Origin of the sequence: Hydrogenophaga crassostreae (assembly GCF_001761385.1) — a bacterium.
GTDB lineage: Bacteria > Pseudomonadota > Gammaproteobacteria > Burkholderiales > Burkholderiaceae_C > Hydrogenophaga > Hydrogenophaga crassostreae.
Window position 1 is genome coordinate 888,781 of the sequence record NZ_CP017476.1, and the last position, 17,440, is coordinate 906,220.

Consider the following 17,440-nt stretch of genomic DNA (forward strand, 5'->3'; position numbering starts at 1 on the left):
TGTGTCGGCACCTTTTCAGTGCATCGGCCGTTGACGCTTTGCCGGAGGCTGCGTGATCGAAAACGGTTTGAGCAGAGTCACTTGAGCGATAGCTTGTGCGGGCAATCCCCTAGCCGGTTTGGCCCATATGCCTCTAACCTTGTAGCAACCCATTCATCAACAAGGAGTTCCCGGAATGAAATTGATTGTGAAGCTGATTGCCGCCGCGTCGCTGGTGGCCTGTGCTGGAGCAACGTTTGCCCAGAGCGGTGAAACCGTGAAGCTGGTGCGTATCGATCCTTTGACCGGCTTGCTCGGGCCAGTGGGCGTGAGCCAGTTCAAGGGCTACCAATTTTTCGCGGAAAAGTTCAGCGGCAAGGGCAACCCTGCAGGCGTGAACTTTGAGATCTCCGCCATTGACAACAAGCTGAGCCCTGCAGAGAGTCTCAACGCGCTGAAGGCCGCCATCGATCAAGGCGCGCGTTACATCATTCAGGGCAACGGCTCTTCCGTGGCGCTGGCGCTGGTGGACGCGGTGCAAAAGCACAACGCCCGCAACCCGGGCAAGGAAGTGATCTACCTCAACGACTCGGCTGTGGATCCGGACCTCACCAACAGCAAGTGCAACTACTGGCATTTCCGCTTCGATGCCGACACCTCCATGAAAATGGAGGCTGTGGCCAGCTACATCAAGACGCAGCCCGAAGTTAAGAAGATCTATTTCCTCAACCAGAACTATTCACACGGCCATCAGGTGGTGAAGTTTGGCAAGGAAGCGATCTCCCGCAAGCGTCCCGACATCGAATTCGTGGGCGAGGATCTGCATCCGCTGGCCCAGACGCGCGATTTCGCTCCCTACATCGCGAAAATCAAAGCCTCTGGCGCCGATACCGTGATCACCGGCAACTGGGGTTCTGACCTCTCCCTGCTGATCAAGGCGGCCAACCAGGGCGGCTACAACGGCAAGTTCTTCACCTACTACGCAGGTGTGACCGGCACGCCAAGCGCCATGGGCACCAACGGCGAAGGCCGCGTCTACCAGATTGCCTACAACCACTACAACATGGGTGGGCAAATGGACAAGTGGATGAAGGAGTTCAACGCCAAGTACGACGACGATTTCTACACCGGCTCCACGATCCGCATTTTCGAAATGCTCGGCGCTGCCATGGCCAAGGCCAAGTCGACCGACCCTGTCAAAGTGGCTGCCGCCATGGAAGGCTTGAAGGTTGCAAGCTACAACGGTGAAGTGGAAATGCGCAAGACCGACCACCAGCTGCAACAGAAGCTGTATATGTCGGTCTGGCAAAAGGCCAGCGCCAAGTACCCGTACAGCCCCGAGAAGACGGGCATGACGATGGTGCCTGTGGCCGAGTACCCCAACTACGTGTCCAGCACGCCGACCAGCTGCGACATGAAGCGTCCTTAACGTTCGCTTTCACCGTACAGAGCCCGAGCGGGTAACCGTTCGGGTTCTTTTTTTGACAACGTTCAGGAAGGTCTGACGAGATGGAGTTTTTCATCATTTCGATGTTGAACGGCGTGAGCTACGGGCTGCTGCTGTTCATGTTGAGTTCCGGTCTGACACTCATCTTCAGCATGATGGGTGTGCTCAATTTCGCCCACGCCAGCTTCTACATGGTGGGCGCCTACGTGGGCTACACGGTCGCTCAGTTTGCGGGCTTCTGGCCGGCAATGATCATTTCACCGATTGTGGTGGGCCTCCTGGGCTCGTTGTTTGAAAAGTATTTTCTGCGCAAGGTTCACAAGTTCGGTCATGTGCCCGAGCTGCTGATCACATTTGGTCTGTCCTATGTGATCGTGGAGCTGGTGCAACTGATCTGGGGCCGCCTGGCCGTGGAGTTCCGTCCGCCTGAGGTGCTGCGCGGTCCGATGCTGACCCTGATCAACAACGCCAATGAGGGGCTCAGCATGGTTTGGGGCGCTGCGGCACCCGAGATGTGCAGCGTGGCCGATGCCACCGTTCGGGTGGTGTGTTCTCCATTCCCTGCAACCCGTGGATTCATGATGGTGGTGGCTCTGGTGATGCTGGTGTCGATCTGGCTGCTGCTGACCCGCACCCGTGTGGGCCTGGTGATCCAGGCCGCCTTGACGCACCCGGAAACGGTGGAGGCGCTGGGCCACAACGTGCCCCGGGTCTTCATGCTGGTGTTTGGTGCCGGATGTGCCCTGGCCGGTCTGGCCGGCGTCATCGGTGGCAGCACCTTCCTCACCGAACCGTCGATGGCGTTCACGGTGGGTTCCATCATCTTTGTGGTGGTCGTGGTGGGGGGCATGGGCTCCTTGTCTGGTGCCTTCGTGGCTTCTTTGCTGATCGGCATTGTCCAGACCTTCGCCGTGGCGTTTGAGGTCTCTCTGTTGACGGTGGCAGACCAGATTGGCCTGACGCTGTCGGAGGCGGTGCGCAACAACTCCTACGTGAAGCTCACCCTGTCCCAGGCGGCACCCATCTTGCCGTACCTGTTCCTGGTGCTGATTCTGATATTCCGGCCCCGCGGCCTTCTTGGCAAGCGGGAGGGTTGAACCATGACAACACAGTATTACGCGTTTAAACCCCTGAACATTGGCCGTGGGCTGATCTGGTCGCTGTTTGCGCTGGTCCTGCTGGGGGCACCCATGGTGTTTTCTGGCGGACTGGGCACCACGGTGCTGTCCCAGATGGGCATCGCCATCATTGCCTGCCTGTCCTACAACATGTTGCTTGGCCAGGGGGGCATGCTCAGCTTCGGCCACGCCGTGTACACCGGCCTGGGGTCGTTCCTGGCCATTCACGCCCTCAAGGGCGTGAGCGAAGGCACATTGCCGATCCCGGTGTCTGCCGTGCCGCTGGTGGGTGGTCTGGCGGGTGTTGGCTTTGCCGTGCTGTTTGGTTATGTCACGACGCGCAAGTCGGGCACCACCTTTGCCATGATCACACTGGGTCTGGGTGAGCTGGTGTTTGCCCTGTCGCTGATGATTCCCGAGTTCTTCGGCGGCGAAGGTGGCGTGTCCGCCGATCGCATGGCCGGCGAGCCCTTCATGGGCATCACCTTCGGTCCGCAACTGCAGGTGTATTACCTGATCGCCATCTACACCTTTGTTTCGGTGGCCCTCATGTTTGCCTTCACCCGCACACCGCTGGGGCGCATGCTGAACGCGGTGCGCGACAACCCGGAACGTGTGGAGTTTGTGGGTTACGACACCCAGCGCGTGCGCTACTTTGCCTTCATCATCGCGGGCTTTTTTGCCGGTATTTCGGGCGGACTGGGTGCCATCAGTTTTGAGATCGTGACCGCTGAAGTGGTGGGGGCCGCGCGATCGGGTGCTTACCTCCTGTTCACCTTCCTGGGCGGCGCCACCTTCTTTTTTGGCCCCATCATCGGCGCCGTTCTGATGGTGCTGGCGTTTGTCCTGCTGTCCGAGTTCACCCAGGCCTGGTTGCTGTATCTGGGCCTGATCTTCTTGCTGATGGTCATGTATGCGCCGGGTGGCATTGCCAGCCTGATCATGATGAATGTGCGGGTAGCCGCCTTTGGCCGGCTCAAGGGCCTGCTGGGCAGCTACGCGGTCCTGGCGGTGACGGGGCTGGTCATGTTGTCGGGCATTGGTGCTTTGATCGAAATGACCTATCACATCCAGCTCAGCACCACCTTTGGTTCCGAGTTGACGTTCCTGGGTGTCGGGCTTGATGTAGAGAAGGCCAGTAGCTGGGTGGGCGCAGTCCTGCTCATGCTGGTGGGTTTTGGACTCTTCGAGTGGGCACGCCGCAAGTTCTTGGTCAAATGGGGCAGCGCCCAAGAGCACATCGAACGGGAAATCAAGCGAAGGGAGTCGCTGTGAGCAATGCTTCATCCACCTATGCGCTGGAACTGAAAAACCTGCGCAAGAGCTTTGGCAAAACCGAGATCATCCGGGGCATCGACCTCGCGGTGAAGCCCGGTGAAAACGTGGCCATCATTGGCCCCAACGGCGCCGGCAAGTCCACGCTGTTCAACCTCATCAGTGGCCGTTTTGCGCCCACCAGTGGCGAGGTGCTGCTCAACGGGCAGCGCATCGATGGCAAACGCCCGTTCGAGGTCAACCGCCTGGGTTTGTCGCGCAGCTTTCAGATCACCAACATCTTCCCCAAGCTCAGCGTTTTTGAAAACCTGCGTTGCGGGGTGTTGTGGAGCCTGGGCTACAAGTACACCTTTTTGAAGTTTCTGGCGAACCTTGACGATGCCAACGAGCGCGCGGATCAGCTCATGAAGATGATCCACCTCGACAAGAAACGCGACGTGCTGGCCATGAACCTGACCTACGCCGAGCAACGCGCGCTGGAGATCGGCATCACGATCGCCGGCGGAGCCAACGTGATTCTGCTCGACGAGCCCACCGCGGGCATGAGCAACAGCGAGACCTCGCGTTTCATTGATCTCATTCGCGAAGTCACGATGGGCAAAACCTTGCTGACCGTGGAGCACGACATGGGCGTGGTGTTCGGTCTGGCCGACAGGATCGCCGTGGTGGTCTACGGCGAGGTGCTGGCCTTCGACACGCCCGAGGCCGTGCGCGCCAACGCCCGTGTTCAAGAGGCCTATCTGGGCACCATGCTGGAGGAGGAAACAGAATGAGCCATCAAGAATCACCGATGAATCCGGCATCTGTTGCGAGGATGCCTGCGGCCTGGAGGGTGACGGCAAAGCTGGCGCAGGCGGGAGGTATTCATCATGCTTGAGATCAAGGATCTTCACGCCTACTACGGCAAGAGCCATGTTTTGCATGGCGTGTCATTTGGGGTCGGCAAGGGCGAGATCGTTGCGCTGATGGGGCGCAACGGCTCGGGCCGTTCCACCACCGCCAAAGCCATCATGGGTCTGGTGGACTGCCAGGGCACCGTGAACTGGAAGGGGCAGCCCATTGTGGGCAAAAAGCCTTTTGAGATAGCGCATCTGGGCCTGGGCTATGTGCCTGAGAACCGCGACATCTTCCCCAAACTGACGGTGCACCAGAACCTGCTGCTGGGACAAAAAGGCAGCGGCAAAGGCGCCCGCTGGAGCTTTCAGGACATGTACGACATGTTCCCCCGCCTTAAAGAGCGGGAGCACACCGAGGCCGGCGTTCTGTCGGGCGGCGAGCAACAGATGTTGACGCTGTGCCGCACGCTGATGGGTGACCCCGACCTGATCATCATCGATGAGCCCACCGAAGGCCTGGCACCCAAGATCGTGGAGCTGGTGGGTCAATACCTGCAAAAGCTCAAGAGCCGCGGAGTTTCCGTTTTGCTGATCGAGCAAAAGCTCACCATTGCCATGGCGATTTCAGATCGCGTGATGGTGATGGGGCACGGCAGCATTGTTTTTGAAGGCACGCCGGCCAGCTTGCGCGCCGATCCTGCGGTGCGCAAGGAGTGGCTGGAGGTTTGAACGCCCCCTGCGGCGCCTTCGGCGTCACCCCCCACTGGGGGGCGGCACTGGCGGCCCGGCGGAGCCGGTTCCGCGGTGCCCTGGAGTGGGGCACGTCCTGCGGAGAGGCATTTGAGCATCCGGGCCGGGCAATTCCGCAAAGTGGTGGTTACTTCTGTTGACTCACTTGTGACATCCCAACCTTGCGGCGCTGCACAATATCCTTAAAATCGCACGATCGTTCTTTTTTCTTGAATTTTTCACGCACCCTGTACAACCGAAGGAGATTTCATGACCGCTGAGTACCAGGTCCACGGCGATGTGGCCGTCATCACGCTGAACAACCCACCCGTCAACGGACTGGGCTTGTCCACCCGTCGCGGCATCACCGCTGGCCTGGAAAAGGCCGAGGCCGATGCAGCCGTGAAATCCATCGTGATCACCGGCGCCGGCAAGGCGTTTTCCGGTGGCGCCGATATCCGCGAATTTGGCAAGCCCGAGGCGTTGGCCGAACCGAATTTGCTGAGCGTCATTCTGGCGGTCGAAGCCACCACCAAGCCTGTGATCGCTGCCATGCACAGCGTGGCGATGGGTGGCGGTCTGGAACTGGCCCTGGGCTGCCACTACCGCATCGCGGCCCCTGGTTGCAGCGTGGCATTGCCTGAAGTGAAGCTCGGTCTGATCCCTGGCGCCGGTGGCACGCAGCGTTTGCCGCGGGTGCTCGGCGTGGAGGCCGCGCTCAACATGATCGTCTCTGGCGAGCCTGTGAAGAGCGAGTTGCTGGCCAGCGTGCCTGGTCAAAAGCTGTTCGACAAGCTGGCCAAAGCGCCTGAGTCGCTCGCCGAAGAAGCCCTGGCTTTTGCCAAGGAAATGGCCGTCAAGCATGCCGATGGCTCGGCGTTGCCGCTGGTGCGCAACCTGCCGTGCAAGCATCCCAAGGGCGACGCCTACTTTCAGTTCGCGCGCAACATGGTCAAAGGCATGGCGAAAAACTTCCCGGCACCCGCCAAGTGCGTGGACGCAGTGGAGGCCGCCACCAAGCAGAAGTTCGACCAGGGTATGGTCACCGAACGCGAAATTTTCATCAACCTGATGTGGACGCCCGAGTGCCGTTCGCTGCGCCACCTGTTCATGGCCGAGCGCGCTGCCTCCAAGATTCCTGATGTGCCATCGGACACCAAGCAGCGGGACATCAAGTCGGTTGCCGTGATCGGTGCCGGCACGATGGGCGGTGGCATCGCCATGAACTTCCTCAATGCCGGCATCCCGGTGAAGATTCTGGAAATGAAGCAGGAAGCCATCGACAAGGGCCTGGGCATCATCAAGAAGAACTACGAAGCGCAGGTCAAGAAGGGCAAGCTCAAGCAGGACAAGTACGACCAGCGCATGAGCCTGCTCACGACCACGCTGAGCTACGACGATCTGAAAGAAGCCGACCTCGTGATCGAGGCGGTGTTCGAAGAGATCGGCGTGAAAGAAGCCGTGTTCAAGGAACTCGACCGCGTCATGAAGCCCGGCGCCATTCTGGCCTCCAACACGTCCACGCTGGACGTCGACAAAATTGCCTCCTTCACCAAGCGTCCACAGGACGTGGTGGGTTTGCACTTCTTCAGCCCGGCCAATGTGATGAAGCTGCTGGAAGTCGTGCGCGGCAAGGAAACCGCCAAGGACGTCATGGCCACGGTGATGACCGTGTCCAAGAAAATCCGCAAGACCGCCGTGGTCTCGGGCGTGTGCGATGGCTTCATCGGCAACCGCATGATCGAGCAATACGGCCGCCAGGGCGGCTTCCTGCTCGACGAAGGCTGCACACCTGCGCAGGTCGACAAAGCCATGGAGAAGTTCGGCATGGCCATGGGCCCATTCCGCATGGGCGACCTGGCCGGCAACGACATCGGCTGGGCGATCCGCAAGCGCCGCTACGAAGAAAAGCCCGACATGAAGTACAGCAAGACGGCTGACCTGTTGTGCGAGAAGGGCCGCTTCGGTCAAAAGACGGGCGCCGGCTGGTACGACTATGTGCCCGGCAAGCGCGATGCGATCCCCAACGCCGAAGTGGTGGCCATGATCGAAGAGCACCGCAAAGCCATGGGCATCACGCCGCGCAAGATCTCCGATGAAGAGATCGTGCAGCGCCTGGTGTTCTCGCTGGTGAACGAAGCCGCCCACATTCTGGAAGAAGGCATTGCCAACAAGGCCAGCGACATCGATGTGGTCTACATCTTTGGCTATGGCTTCCCGATCCACCGCGGTGGCCCGTTGCAGTACGCCGACGAAGTGGGCCTGTTCAACGTGGTCCAGGCCATGAAGCGCTTTGCGAAGAATCCGCTGGACGACGGCAAGTTCTGGGAGCCGGCACCGCTGCTGGCCCGCCTGGTCGCCGAAGGCAAAACCTTCAACGGTTGAGCTGAACTCCACAGCCCCGACAAGCCAACACAGCTCAACCTTTCAGGAGAATTTTCATGACCAACGCCGTCATCGTTTCCACCGCACGTACCCCTCTGGCCAAGAGCTGGAAGGGCGCTTTCAACATGACCCATGGCGCCACCCTTGGCGGCCATGCGGTGCAGGCCGCCGTTGAGCGCGCCGGCATCGAAGGCGCCGAAGTAGAAGACGTCATCATGGGCTGCGCCAACCCCGAAGGCGCCACCGGCGCCAACATTGCGCGCCAGATCGCCTTGCGCGCCGGTCTGCCCATCACGGTTTCCGGCATGACCGTCAACCGTTTCTGCTCCTCAGGCTTGCAGACCATTGCCATGGCCGCGCAGCGCATCATTGCCGGTGAAGGCAGTGTTTACGTGGCCGGAGGCGTGGAAAGCATCTCTTGCGTGCAGCAGGAAATGAACACCCACATGCTGGCCGATCCCTGGCTGGTGAAAAACAAGCCCGAGATCTACTGGAACATGCTGCAGACCGCCGAGCAAGTGGCCAAGCGCTACGGTATCGGTCGCGACGCCATGGACGAGTACGGCGCGGCCAGCCAGCAGCGCGCTGCCGCTGCGCTGGAAAAAGGCCTGTTCAAGGACGAGATTGCGCCCATCACCGTGACCGCCGGCTTCGCCGACAAAGCGCTGGGCCTGATCACCAAGGAAGTCACCGTTGAAAACGACGAAGGCATTCGCGCCGGCACCACGTTTGACAGCATTCACGGTCTGCGTTCCGCGCTGCCGGGCGGCCTGATTTCGGCCGGCAACGCCAGCCAGTTTTCTGATGGCGGTGGTGCTTGCGTGTTGATGGACGAAACGCTGGCCGAGAAGCGTGGCCTGAAGCCGCTGGGCCGTTTCCTCGGCTTTGCCGTGGCCGGTTGTGAACCCGACGAAATGGGCATCGGCCCCGTGTTTGCGATTCCAAAGGTGTTGTCGCGCCTGGGCCTGAAGGTCAGCGATATCGACCTGTGGGAGCTCAACGAGGCTTTCGCTGTGCAGGTGCTCTATTGCCGCGACAAGCTGGGTATCCCGGCCGACAAACTCAACGTCAATGGCGGCGCCATCGCTGTGGGTCACCCCTACGGCGTGTCGGGCCAGCGCCTGACCGGCCATGCTTTGATCGAAGGCAAACGCCGTGGTGCCAAGCGCGTCTGCGTGACGATGTGCATCGGTGGCGGCATGGGTGCTGCTGGTGTATTCGAAGTTCTGTAAAGATTGAATGCCGACTGGTCAACGGTCGGTACTCAAAAAAAAGGGGCGGCCATTTGGCCGCCCCTTTTTTTCAGGCCGATGTGTTCCAGGATGGCATGAGGGTGTTGGATGGCAAGGTCTCGTCAAGCAGCTTGTGCGCAGTCTGGATGCCCGCAACAGGAAGGCCTTTGGAGTCAAGTTTTCCGATCTGTACCAGCACACTGGCCTGGTCCCAGTAAATGTGCTCGTGGTAAAGCTTGTCACCGCGGAATTTCACGATGGCGACCAGCGGAATTTCAACCCGTTTCCCCGTGGGCGCGATGCCGGGCAGCATCCAGTCGATTTCGCAGGTGTGGGTGAAGCAAAACAGCAATTCGTCCACGATCTGTGTCGCCCCGATGGTGCGCGAGATCGGGATCAGTGCCGTGTCCGGCGGGTTGCTGTTGACAAAGTGGTGCTGGTAAAAGCGCGAGAGCATCTTGTGGCCCACACCGCCAGTCATGGTCGGAATGTGGTTCACGTAGGGCTCGGCAACCATCGTAGACATGGTGTCGGCCACATGACGGGTGGCAAACTCGTATTCGCAGTGTTTGTCCCATAACGCAGAGTAGTCGAAATGCGGTCCCATCTCCGCTTTCAGCGCCGTCACGCTGCGTTGATGTGCCATCAGGGCCGATGGCTTGTGGAAATGCTCCCCGCCCTGGCGGGCGAAAGCATGGTCCACGCCGGCATAGACATACAACTCTGTCGATTTACGGCCTGAAAGTGCTTCAAGAATAGCGGTGCGCGCCTCAGGTGGACAGAACTGGTCGTTCTCGGCCAGGTGCAATACCAGGCGGCCTTTGATGTTCCTGGCTTCGTCCAGCGCTTTTTCGATACCAACGCCGTAGTAGCCGATCGATACATCGGCGTCGGTACGGCAGGCCGCAAGGTAGGCAAGTTTGCCCCCCAGGCAGAAACCCAGAACGCCCGCTTTGTCGACGCATTCCGGGCGTTCACGCAAGGCCGTGAGACTGGCCTGAATGTCTTCGACGCCCTTGTTTTCGTCAAAGCCCTGAAAGAAACCAAAGGCACGTTGCCAATCGTCGGGTGTGTAGCCCAACTCAACACCAGGCTCCTGCCGCCAGAACACATCGGGCACCAGCACCACGTAGCCTTCTTCGGCGTAGTAGTCGGCCACGTCGCGCATGGTCTGGTTCACGCCAAAGATCTCCTGGGCCAACACCAGGCCGGGGCCTTTGCCACCCGGAGGCACCGACAAGTAGGCGTTGAAAGTGCCGGTGCCATCGCTGGCTTTGATTTGAATCGTTTGACTGGTCATGGCTGTTCTCCTGGATGGGGTGGGGAAATGGTTGTGAAGGCACCGTCGGCGTAGACCAGCGGAGCCAAGGGGTTGGGATTGAGTCGAACCGACTTGATTTCGCCGATCATCACGGCGTGGCTGTGTGCGACCATCATTTCGTCGACAACACAGTCGAAGACGACGAGGGCGTCGTTCAGGATGGGAGCACCGGTGACGAGGCTGCCCCATTGGCCCAGGCCAAAACGCTCCTCGTGGGACACCGGAGCGCCGCCGAACTTCTGGGCCAATTCCGTGTGGTGAACCGCGAGCAGGTTCACTGCCATTCGCCGGCTTTCGGCGATGGCCCGGAAGGTGGTGCCCTTGAGGTTGATGCAGGCAAGCAAGCGCGCTGGTTCGGCAGAAAAGGCGGTCACTGCGGTCGCCGTCAAGCCGACCGGGGTTTCACCATCGATCGTCGTGACGATGGAGACAGCCCCGACGAGCCTGCGCATGGCCAGACGAAAGTCCGCCACCGGCAGGCTGGCCGCATGGCGCAGCGCCTGAATGGGAGGAAATGAGGTCATGTTCATGGGCCTCAAGCGGGAGCCACCTCTGCGAGGTACTGTTCAACCTTGTCCGGCGTCATAAAGAAATGGGCAAAGTCGGTCGGGTTGTTGAAACCGTTGGCAATGCGCCGCGCCACTTGTTCATTGCCACAGGCTGCCCCCAGAACTTGCAGAACGTGGGGTGGAGGTGGGCTCAGCATGGCGTTTGTCCATTGGGTCGCGAACGAGGCGTAGGCGTTCCAGAACTTCTCGAATGTGCCGTTGATGAAGGCCGCATCGAACGACTGCTCGCCGTGCGCGACGATGGCTTCCTCCACGGCATTGGCAAACTTCGCGGCGTTGTTGGAGCCTTGACCGGTGATGGGGTCGTTGAGCAAAACCGCATCGGCCATGCCCATGACCGTGCGCCCGGATGGCAGCTTGCCGACCGGCTTGCGCACGGTGGGGGCAAAGCGACCCGCCAAAATACCGTTGTCGTCGGTGAGCTCGATCTTTTCGCAGCGCTTGGCCTCCCAGGGAAGGAACTTGTTGAGGATCTCCCTGGAGCGGGCCAGGTGCTGGGTCGGGGTTTGCACATCGGCCCAGCAGTCCATCGGGCCGCCGGGAATGCCCTCGAACACCATGATTTCGCAGGGGCCGGTGACCGTGAGTGCCGGGAAGACAAAATACTCGCCCACACCGGGAATCAGATTGAAGTTGACGGCGGAGTATTCTTCGCGTGGTGTCATGCCATGCACATAGGTCAGCGCCAGGGCGCGCTGGGGCTTGTCGTAGGGGCTGCGTTCGGCATCGCGTTCGAACATCTGGGCAATGGCGCCTTTGCCGGCAGCCACGATCACCAGATCGTAGGCTTGCGTCCAGTCTTCCAGGTCGGCGATGGTGGCTTCTTTGAACAGGATCTCGCCGCCGCGCTTCTGAAACTCGTTCATCCAGCCTGGAATCTTGACGCGCTGGTCAACCGACTGGGCGTATTTGTCCAGACGATGGCCCCAGTGCAGCGCCTTTTCCCCTGGAATCTCGGGGTGAGGCACAGTGAAGGCAATCCCGTCCACCGTGGGGCACTCGGCTTCCCACTGGTTCAGGCCGCGGTCGCGCTCGTGTTGCAGGCTGTCGTTGAACATGCACTGGCTTGACATCACTTTGCCACCGCGCACGTCGTCGGCGCTCCGGTTGGAAGTGACGGTCACGCCATAACCCCTCTTTTGCAGGCTGAGGGCGAGTTGCAGGCCGGACTGGCCGGCTCCGACGATCATGATTTTGCGCATGGCAAGGTCTCCGTTGAATATGTGAAGCGAAAAAGGGGAGGTGCGAGCAGGGTGCGGGGCGTCAGCCCATGAGCTTGGGAATGGCGGGCTCGTACGACTCAGGCCCCATGGCCGAGTAGCCGCCATCGACGGCGTAGTCGGCGCCGGTCACGAAACTGGCGTGGTCCGAGCACAGGAACAGCACCACCTGGGCCACCTCTTCCGGGTCGCCCACACGCTGGAGCAGGTGAAAGGGCGCGGCCACCCGATCGGTCTTGGCGCGGTCGCCACCGCTGAGCTGGTCCATGATGGCCGACCAGGTCCAGCCGGGCGACACGCTGTTGACCCGGATCTTGTCTGGCGCCAGGTCCATGGCCATGTTGCGGGTCAGTTGCACCAGAGCGGCCTTGCTCACCGGGTAGAGCCAGCGACCGGTCTGGGCCACGCTGGAGGAAATGCTGGTGAAATTCACCACCGCACCCTTGCCGGTCTTTTTCATGTGCGGGTGCACAGCCTTGAGCATCATGACGGCGCTGGCCACGTTGACATTCAGGGCAGTCAGCCAGTCTGCGCGCGAGGCGTTGATGCCATCGTCCACGTAGGTGCAGGCCAGGTTGATGAGAAAGTCGATGCCACCGTGGCGTTTTACGGACTCCGCCACACAGACCTGCAATTGCGGGTCATCGGTGATATCAGTGGCCGAAAACCAGACGCCTTCGCCGCAACTGTCCGCGACAGCCTGGCCTCGCTCGGTGTCGATATCCACCAGGGTCACCTTGACGCCCTGGGCGTGCAACTCGCGCACGACCGCTGCCCCGATGAGGGTTGCGCCGCCGGTCACGAGGGCGCTTTTGCCTGAAAGGCCTTTGAACATGGTTTGTCTCCTGCTGTGTCAGGTCCCGGCCTCGGACTGGGCAGGTTGACCTGTGTCAAACCATAGGTGACGAAGGGGCGAAAACCTATCCGAAAAACGCGAACAGTCGCCCAATTGCGCAGATTTTTGACGGTCGATCGGACGGCGGGTTCTTGCTTGATTTCAACCGTCTGAGGGGAAGTCAGCATGGTCAAAAGCGCCGGGCTTTGCTACAAGAGAGGCCGTGATGCTTGAACTCCCGCGCCTCCCTTTGTCGAACCATCGGCTGTTCCACTCGATGGATCTGGACGAGGCGCGCGAGCACGTGGCACGCGTTTTCTGTCCGCATGGATTGAGCACCTTCGGTGCGGGAGCGCAGTTTGACGCCTGCCATCACAGTGCCCGTCTGCACCGCGATGTCAGTCTGAACTATGTGCAATACGGGGCCGGCGTGAACATCGAACCCGGTTACCTGGGCGACTTTTACCTGCTCCAGATTCCCTTGCGCGGTGGCGCCAGCGTGCGTTGCGGAAATCAATCGATCGAAGCCTCCAGTCGCCTGGCTTCTCTGCCCTCACCCACGGAGCGGCTGAGCATGAACTGGGCGCCAGACAGCCCCCATCTGATCGTTCGGTTTTCCCGGGCTGCTTTGCTGGTGCAACTGGAGAGCCTGATTCAGGCGCCGGTGCATCAGCCTTTGGTTTTTGAGTTGGGCGTGCCCCTGGATAATCCTGCCGCCGCGCCCATGTTCAATTTCGTCAAGTACCTGTGCACAACGATGGAGGATGCCTCTGGTCTGGGTGGGGTGGCATCTCAGGCCGAGAATTACCTGATCTCCACGCTGTTGCAGACGACCCGGCACAACTACTCAGAGGCTTTGCAGCAGGGGCATCGGCGCAGCCTGTTGCCACGATCGGTGCGCCGTGCCCAGGCGTTTTTGCATACCCATCTGCAAGAGACAGTGTCCCTGGGCGACCTGTGTCAACACATGGGCGTCAGCGCGAGGTCTCTGCAACTGGCGTTCAAGGAGCACCTGCGCCAGAGTCCCATGGCCTATTTGCGCGAGATCCGCCTGGACAGCGTGCGCGACACCCTCAAACGGGCGAGTCCCGGTGACGGCGTCACCGTCGCCCAGGTGGCTGAGGCATACGGCTTTTTCCACATGGGTCACTTCTGTGCCCATTACCAGAACCGTTTCGGCGAGCAGCCATCGGAAGCGCTTCGGCGGGCTCGCGGTGTCATGCAGGTGCCAACAACTGACGCCTGATGCCGCTAGAGTCAGAGGTCTTTGCTTCTGCTGAAACCAACGCCCATGAGCCTTCGCCCTACCCTCGATTTTCTACTCAACGATTGGCTGGCTGTTGAAGGCCTCAATCAGCGCGAGCGCTTTGCCGACCATTCGCGCGAAACTTTCGATGCGGTGCTCGACACCTGCGAGCGCATCGCCCGTGAAAAGTACGCACCGTTCAACCGGCTGGTGGACACACAAGAGCCGCACTTCGACGGCGAAAAGGTGATCTTGCCCCAGGCCACGCACGATGCGAACAGGGCCTACGCCGAAAGCGGCATGTTGAGCGCTGCGCAAGACTACGAGATCGGTGGCATGCAACTGCCTTACTCGGTGGAGGCTGCGGCGAACACTTTTTTTGCCATGGCATCGGTGAGCATCGGCTCGGGCCTGCTGACGGTGGGGAACGCCAACTTGCTGATGAAGCACGGCAATGAACTGCAAAAGAAGGTTTTTGCCCTGAACGAGTTTTCAGGGCGCTGGTCGGGCACCATGTGTTTGAGCGAGCCTCAGGCAGGCTCTTCCTTGAGCGATGTCGCCACGCGGGCGGTGCCCGATGGGTCGGGCAGCGAGAGCGATCCGCTTGGTGCCAGATTCCGCCTCAAGGGCAACAAGATGTGGATCTCTTCCGGGGAGCATGAGCTCACCGAAAACATCATCCACCTGGTGCTCGCCAAGATTCCCGATGAAAACGGCAAACTGGTGCCTGGTACGCGGGGTATTTCCCTGTTCATCGTGCCCAAGAAGATGGTCGGCACCGATGGCGGGTTGACCGGCGAACGCAACGATGTGGCATTGGCCGGTTTGAACCACAAATGCGGCTGGCGTGGCACCACCAACACCTTGCTCAACTTTGGTGAGGGCAAGTACCCGGTTGGTGGCGAGGCCGGCGCGGTCGGCTACCTGGTGGGCCAGCCCGGCAAAGGCCTGGCCTGCATGTTCCACATGATGAACGAGGCGCGCATCGGCGTCGGTCTGGCGGCGACCATGCTCGGCATGGCCGGGTACCACGCTTCACTGGACTACGCCAAGAACCGGCCGCAGGGTCGCCCGATGGGGCCGGCGGGCAAAGACCCCGCGCAGCCCCAGACCCGCATCATCGAACACGCCGATGTGAAGCGCATGCTGCTGGCGCAGAAGAGCTACGCAGAAGGCGCTTTGGCGCTGGAACTGTATTGCGCCCGACTCGTGGACGAACACCACACCGCCGAAGCCGCGGCCGCAGACGATGCGCGTTTGTTGCTGGAGGTCTTGACGCCCATTGCCAAGAGCTGGCCCAGCGAATGGTGTCTGGAGGCCAATTCATTGGCGATCCAGGTGCACGGTGGCTACGGCTACACGCGCGACTTCCCCGTCGAGCAGTATTGGCGAGACAACCGCCTCAACATGATCCACGAAGGCACCCACGGCATCCAGGGCATGGACCTGCTGGGCCGCAAGGTGCTGATGGAAGAAGGCAAGGGATTGAAGCTGCTGGCGGATCGCATGAATGCGACCATTCAGCGGGCGATGCAGGTGCCCGAGCTGGCAGAACACGCCAATGCCCTGGCGCATTCGCTGGCACAGGTCGGCGCGGCCACCAAGGCCGCATGGGCCACCGGCATTCCGGGCGATGCGCTGGCCAATGCGGTGCCGTATTTGCAGGCCTTTGGCCACATGGTTCTGGCCTGGATCTGGCTCGACGTTTCCTTGACCGCACAAGCCGCCGCCGACTCGCCAGCCCGCACCGGCCGCCTGGCTTGCATGCGCTTTTTCTTTCTCTATGAGTTGCCCAAGATCGGTGCCTGGCTCAATGTGGTGAGCAGCCGCGATCAGACCTGCGCCGCCTTGCCTGAGGAGGCGTTCTGATGCTGCATCACGTTGTCATGTGGCAGTTGCGCGATGAAAACAGGCAGGTCAACCTGGCCGAAGCAGTTCGCTTGCTGCGAAGCTGTTCGGCCATCACGCCGGGCATTTTGAAGTTCGAAGTCGCGGCGGCACAACCGGGTCTGGCGTGCACCAGCGACCTGGTGCTCAACAGCAGCTTTGTCGATCGCGCGGCGCTGTCCGCCTACCAGGCCCACCCCGATCACGAGGCCATCAAGCCCTTCATGAAATCGGTGGTGGCGGCCCGGCAATGCATGGACTACGAGACCTGATCTCTCCTCACCCCAGGCCCAGCCGCCGACGTGGCCGTTGTTGCCCCCCGGGACTTGAAATGGTCCTGCGGCGAAACCTAAGCGACATCGTTGCGGCGCCTTCCCCGATACGCTAGTGAAAGCCCGTCGAATTCAACCGAAACCCACACAGGAGACACACATGACACGCACCGTTCCCCAACTCTTTGATCTCAAAGGCAAGACCGCTCTCATCACCGGTGGTTCCCGCGGCCTGGGCCTGCAGATGGCCCATGCGCTGGGCGAGCAGGGCGCTCGCGTGCTGATCAGTTCGCGCAAGGCGGCCGATCTGGAAGCGGCCACTGCCGAACTGCAGGCCGCTGGCATCGACGCCCGCTGGATCGCTGCCGACTGCTCGAAAGAAGAAGACATCCGTCGCCTGGCCGACGAGTCGCTGGAGCGCCTGGGCGATATCGACATCCTCGTCAACAACGCCGGTGCGGCCTGGGGCGCGCCCGCCGAAGACCACCCTGTTGAAGCCTGGGACAAGGTCATGAACCTCAACGTGCGCAGCTATTTCATCCTGAGCCAGATCGTCGCCAAGCGCAGCATGATCGGCCGCAAGAGCGGGCGCATCATCAACACCGCTTCGATCGCTGGTCTGGGCGGCAACCCGCCCGACATGCAGACCATCGCCTACAACACCTCCAAGGGTGCGGTGATCAACTTCACCCGCGCGCTGGCCGCCGAATGGGGCAAGTACAACATCACCGTCAACGCCATCTGCCCCGGCTTCTTTCCGAGCAAAATGACCGCCGGTACCTTGCAGGCCATGGGCGAAGAGCGTCTGAAGGCGAGTGCGCCGCTGCTGCGTTTTGGCGACGATGAAGACCTGAAGGGCCTGACCGTCCTGTACGCGTCGGATGCGGGCAAACACATCACCGGCCAGTGGCTGGCGGTCGATGGTGGCGTCAGCGTGGTCGCTGGCGGCTGACCACGGTCCACCCCAGCGCCGTGCCTTCGGCGTCTCACCCCCTCAAGGGGGCGATTCCGGTGGCCCGGCGCAGCCGGTTGCACGGCATCCTGGGTCAAGGCATTTCGCTCTGGCAACGCCTGGGACAAGTGCCCCAA

The 17,440-nt window shown here is 60.9% G+C and carries 15 protein-coding genes; 11 read left to right on the forward strand and 4 right to left on the reverse strand.

The features are described from left to right. Window positions 1–175: 175 nt before the first annotated feature. From LPB072_RS04245 to LPB072_RS04275, 7 genes are all read left to right on the forward strand, one after another. Window positions 176–1,408, forward strand: coding sequence for a branched-chain amino acid ABC transporter substrate-binding protein (locus tag LPB072_RS04245; protein ID WP_066092017.1), 1,233 nt, complete (start codon window positions 176–178; stop codon window positions 1,406–1,408). Window positions 1,409–1,488: 80 nt separating this feature from the next. Then, complete coding sequence (locus LPB072_RS04250; protein WP_066092020.1) at window positions 1,489–2,523, forward strand: branched-chain amino acid ABC transporter permease; 1,035 nt, start codon at window positions 1,489–1,491, stop codon at window positions 2,521–2,523. 3 nt (window positions 2,524–2,526) lie between these two features. Beyond that, window positions 2,527–3,819 (forward strand): branched-chain amino acid ABC transporter permease, encoded by a 1,293-nt coding sequence (locus LPB072_RS04255; protein ID WP_066092023.1) that lies wholly within the window; start codon window positions 2,527–2,529, stop codon window positions 3,817–3,819. Continuing rightward, window positions 3,816–4,592 (forward strand): ABC transporter ATP-binding protein, encoded by a 777-nt coding sequence (locus LPB072_RS04260; RefSeq protein WP_066092026.1) that lies wholly within the window; start codon window positions 3,816–3,818, stop codon window positions 4,590–4,592. Before LPB072_RS04255 ends, LPB072_RS04260 begins: the two co-directional genes overlap by 4 nt. Before the next feature lie 96 nt (window positions 4,593–4,688). After that, window positions 4,689–5,384, forward strand: a complete 696-nt coding sequence (locus tag LPB072_RS04265) for an ABC transporter ATP-binding protein (RefSeq protein ID WP_066092029.1) — start codon at window positions 4,689–4,691, stop codon at window positions 5,382–5,384. A gap of 270 nt (window positions 5,385–5,654) precedes the next feature. Next, window positions 5,655–7,769, forward strand: coding sequence for a 3-hydroxyacyl-CoA dehydrogenase NAD-binding domain-containing protein (locus LPB072_RS04270; RefSeq protein ID WP_066092032.1), 2,115 nt, complete (start codon window positions 5,655–5,657; stop codon window positions 7,767–7,769). Between the two features lie 56 nt (window positions 7,770–7,825). Continuing rightward, window positions 7,826–9,001, forward strand: a complete 1,176-nt coding sequence (locus LPB072_RS04275) for an acetyl-CoA C-acyltransferase (protein ID WP_066092036.1) — start codon at window positions 7,826–7,828, stop codon at window positions 8,999–9,001. Window positions 9,002–9,071: 70 nt separating this feature from the next. Here the strand turns inward: LPB072_RS04275 and LPB072_RS04280 are convergent, their stop codons facing one another. The 4 genes from LPB072_RS04280 to LPB072_RS04295 all read right to left on the reverse strand — a co-directional run bounded on the left by LPB072_RS04280 (window position 9,072) and on the right by LPB072_RS04295 (window position 12,946). Further along, window positions 9,072–10,301: a dienelactone hydrolase family protein gene (locus LPB072_RS04280; protein WP_066092039.1), complete on the reverse strand. Its 1,230-nt coding sequence runs from the start codon at window positions 10,299–10,301 to the stop codon at window positions 9,072–9,074. Further along, window positions 10,298–10,846, reverse strand: a complete 549-nt coding sequence (locus tag LPB072_RS04285; protein WP_066092629.1) for a flavin reductase family protein — start codon at window positions 10,844–10,846, stop codon at window positions 10,298–10,300. Before LPB072_RS04285 ends, LPB072_RS04280 begins: the two co-directional genes overlap by 4 nt. 11 nt (window positions 10,847–10,857) lie before the next feature. Beyond that, window positions 10,858–12,093 carry a styrene monooxygenase/indole monooxygenase family protein gene (locus LPB072_RS04290; RefSeq protein WP_066092042.1) on the reverse strand — a complete coding sequence of 412 codons (1,236 nt, stop codon included), beginning with the start codon at window positions 12,091–12,093 and terminating at the stop codon, window positions 10,858–10,860. A gap of 61 nt (window positions 12,094–12,154) precedes the next feature. After that, complete coding sequence (locus LPB072_RS04295) at window positions 12,155–12,946, reverse strand: SDR family oxidoreductase (protein WP_066092045.1); 792 nt, start codon at window positions 12,944–12,946, stop codon at window positions 12,155–12,157. Between the two features lie 226 nt (window positions 12,947–13,172). Between LPB072_RS04295 and LPB072_RS04300 the strand changes: the two genes are divergently transcribed. From LPB072_RS04300 to LPB072_RS04315, 4 genes are all read left to right on the forward strand, one after another. Continuing rightward, window positions 13,173–14,192 (forward strand): AraC family transcriptional regulator, encoded by a 1,020-nt coding sequence (locus tag LPB072_RS04300; protein WP_066092048.1) that lies wholly within the window; start codon window positions 13,173–13,175, stop codon window positions 14,190–14,192. Window positions 14,193–14,237: 45 nt separating this feature from the next. Continuing rightward, the gene (locus LPB072_RS04305) at window positions 14,238–16,061 is read left to right on the forward strand and encodes an acyl-CoA dehydrogenase (protein ID WP_066092051.1); all 1,824 of its coding nucleotides are present in this window, start codon (window positions 14,238–14,240) and stop codon (window positions 16,059–16,061) included. Further along, a complete protein-coding gene (locus tag LPB072_RS04310; RefSeq protein ID WP_066092054.1) occupies window positions 16,061–16,351 on the forward strand; it encodes a Dabb family protein in 291 nt (96 codons plus the stop codon). Before LPB072_RS04305 ends, LPB072_RS04310 begins: the two co-directional genes overlap by 1 nt. A 160-nt stretch (window positions 16,352–16,511) precedes the next feature. Further along, window positions 16,512–17,303, forward strand: coding sequence for an SDR family oxidoreductase (locus LPB072_RS04315; protein WP_066092057.1), 792 nt, complete (start codon window positions 16,512–16,514; stop codon window positions 17,301–17,303). The last annotated feature ends 137 nt before the right edge of the window (window positions 17,304–17,440 follow it).

Bases quoted from the DNA above. Each gene is read 5' to 3' on its own strand.
- LPB072_RS04245 (WP_066092017.1), top strand. From the start codon at position 176: ATGAAATTGATTGTGAAGCTGATTGCCGCCGCGTCGCTGGTGGCCTGT.
- LPB072_RS04250 (WP_066092020.1), top strand. From the start codon at position 1,489: ATGGAGTTTTTCATCATTTCGATGTTGAACGGCGTGAGCTACGGGCTG.
- LPB072_RS04255 (WP_066092023.1), top strand. From the start codon at position 2,527: ATGACAACACAGTATTACGCGTTTAAACCCCTGAACATTGGCCGTGGG.
- LPB072_RS04265 (WP_066092029.1), top strand. From the start codon at position 4,689: ATGCTTGAGATCAAGGATCTTCACGCCTACTACGGCAAGAGCCATGTT.
- LPB072_RS04270 (WP_066092032.1), top strand. From the start codon at position 5,655: ATGACCGCTGAGTACCAGGTCCACGGCGATGTGGCCGTCATCACGCTG.
- LPB072_RS04275 (WP_066092036.1), top strand. From the start codon at position 7,826: ATGACCAACGCCGTCATCGTTTCCACCGCACGTACCCCTCTGGCCAAG.
- LPB072_RS04280 (WP_066092039.1), bottom strand. From the start codon at position 10,301: ATGACCAGTCAAACGATTCAAATCAAAGCCAGCGATGGCACCGGCACT.
- LPB072_RS04285 (WP_066092629.1), bottom strand. From the start codon at position 10,846: ATGACCTCATTTCCTCCCATTCAGGCGCTGCGCCATGCGGCCAGCCTG.
- LPB072_RS04290 (WP_066092042.1), bottom strand. From the start codon at position 12,093: ATGCGCAAAATCATGATCGTCGGAGCCGGCCAGTCCGGCCTGCAACTC.
- LPB072_RS04295 (WP_066092045.1), bottom strand. From the start codon at position 12,946: ATGTTCAAAGGCCTTTCAGGCAAAAGCGCCCTCGTGACCGGCGGCGCA.
- LPB072_RS04300 (WP_066092048.1), top strand. From the start codon at position 13,173: ATGCTTGAACTCCCGCGCCTCCCTTTGTCGAACCATCGGCTGTTCCAC.
- LPB072_RS04305 (WP_066092051.1), top strand. From the start codon at position 14,238: ATGAGCCTTCGCCCTACCCTCGATTTTCTACTCAACGATTGGCTGGCT.
- LPB072_RS04310 (WP_066092054.1), top strand. From the start codon at position 16,061: ATGCTGCATCACGTTGTCATGTGGCAGTTGCGCGATGAAAACAGGCAG.
- LPB072_RS04315 (WP_066092057.1), top strand. From the start codon at position 16,512: ATGACACGCACCGTTCCCCAACTCTTTGATCTCAAAGGCAAGACCGCT.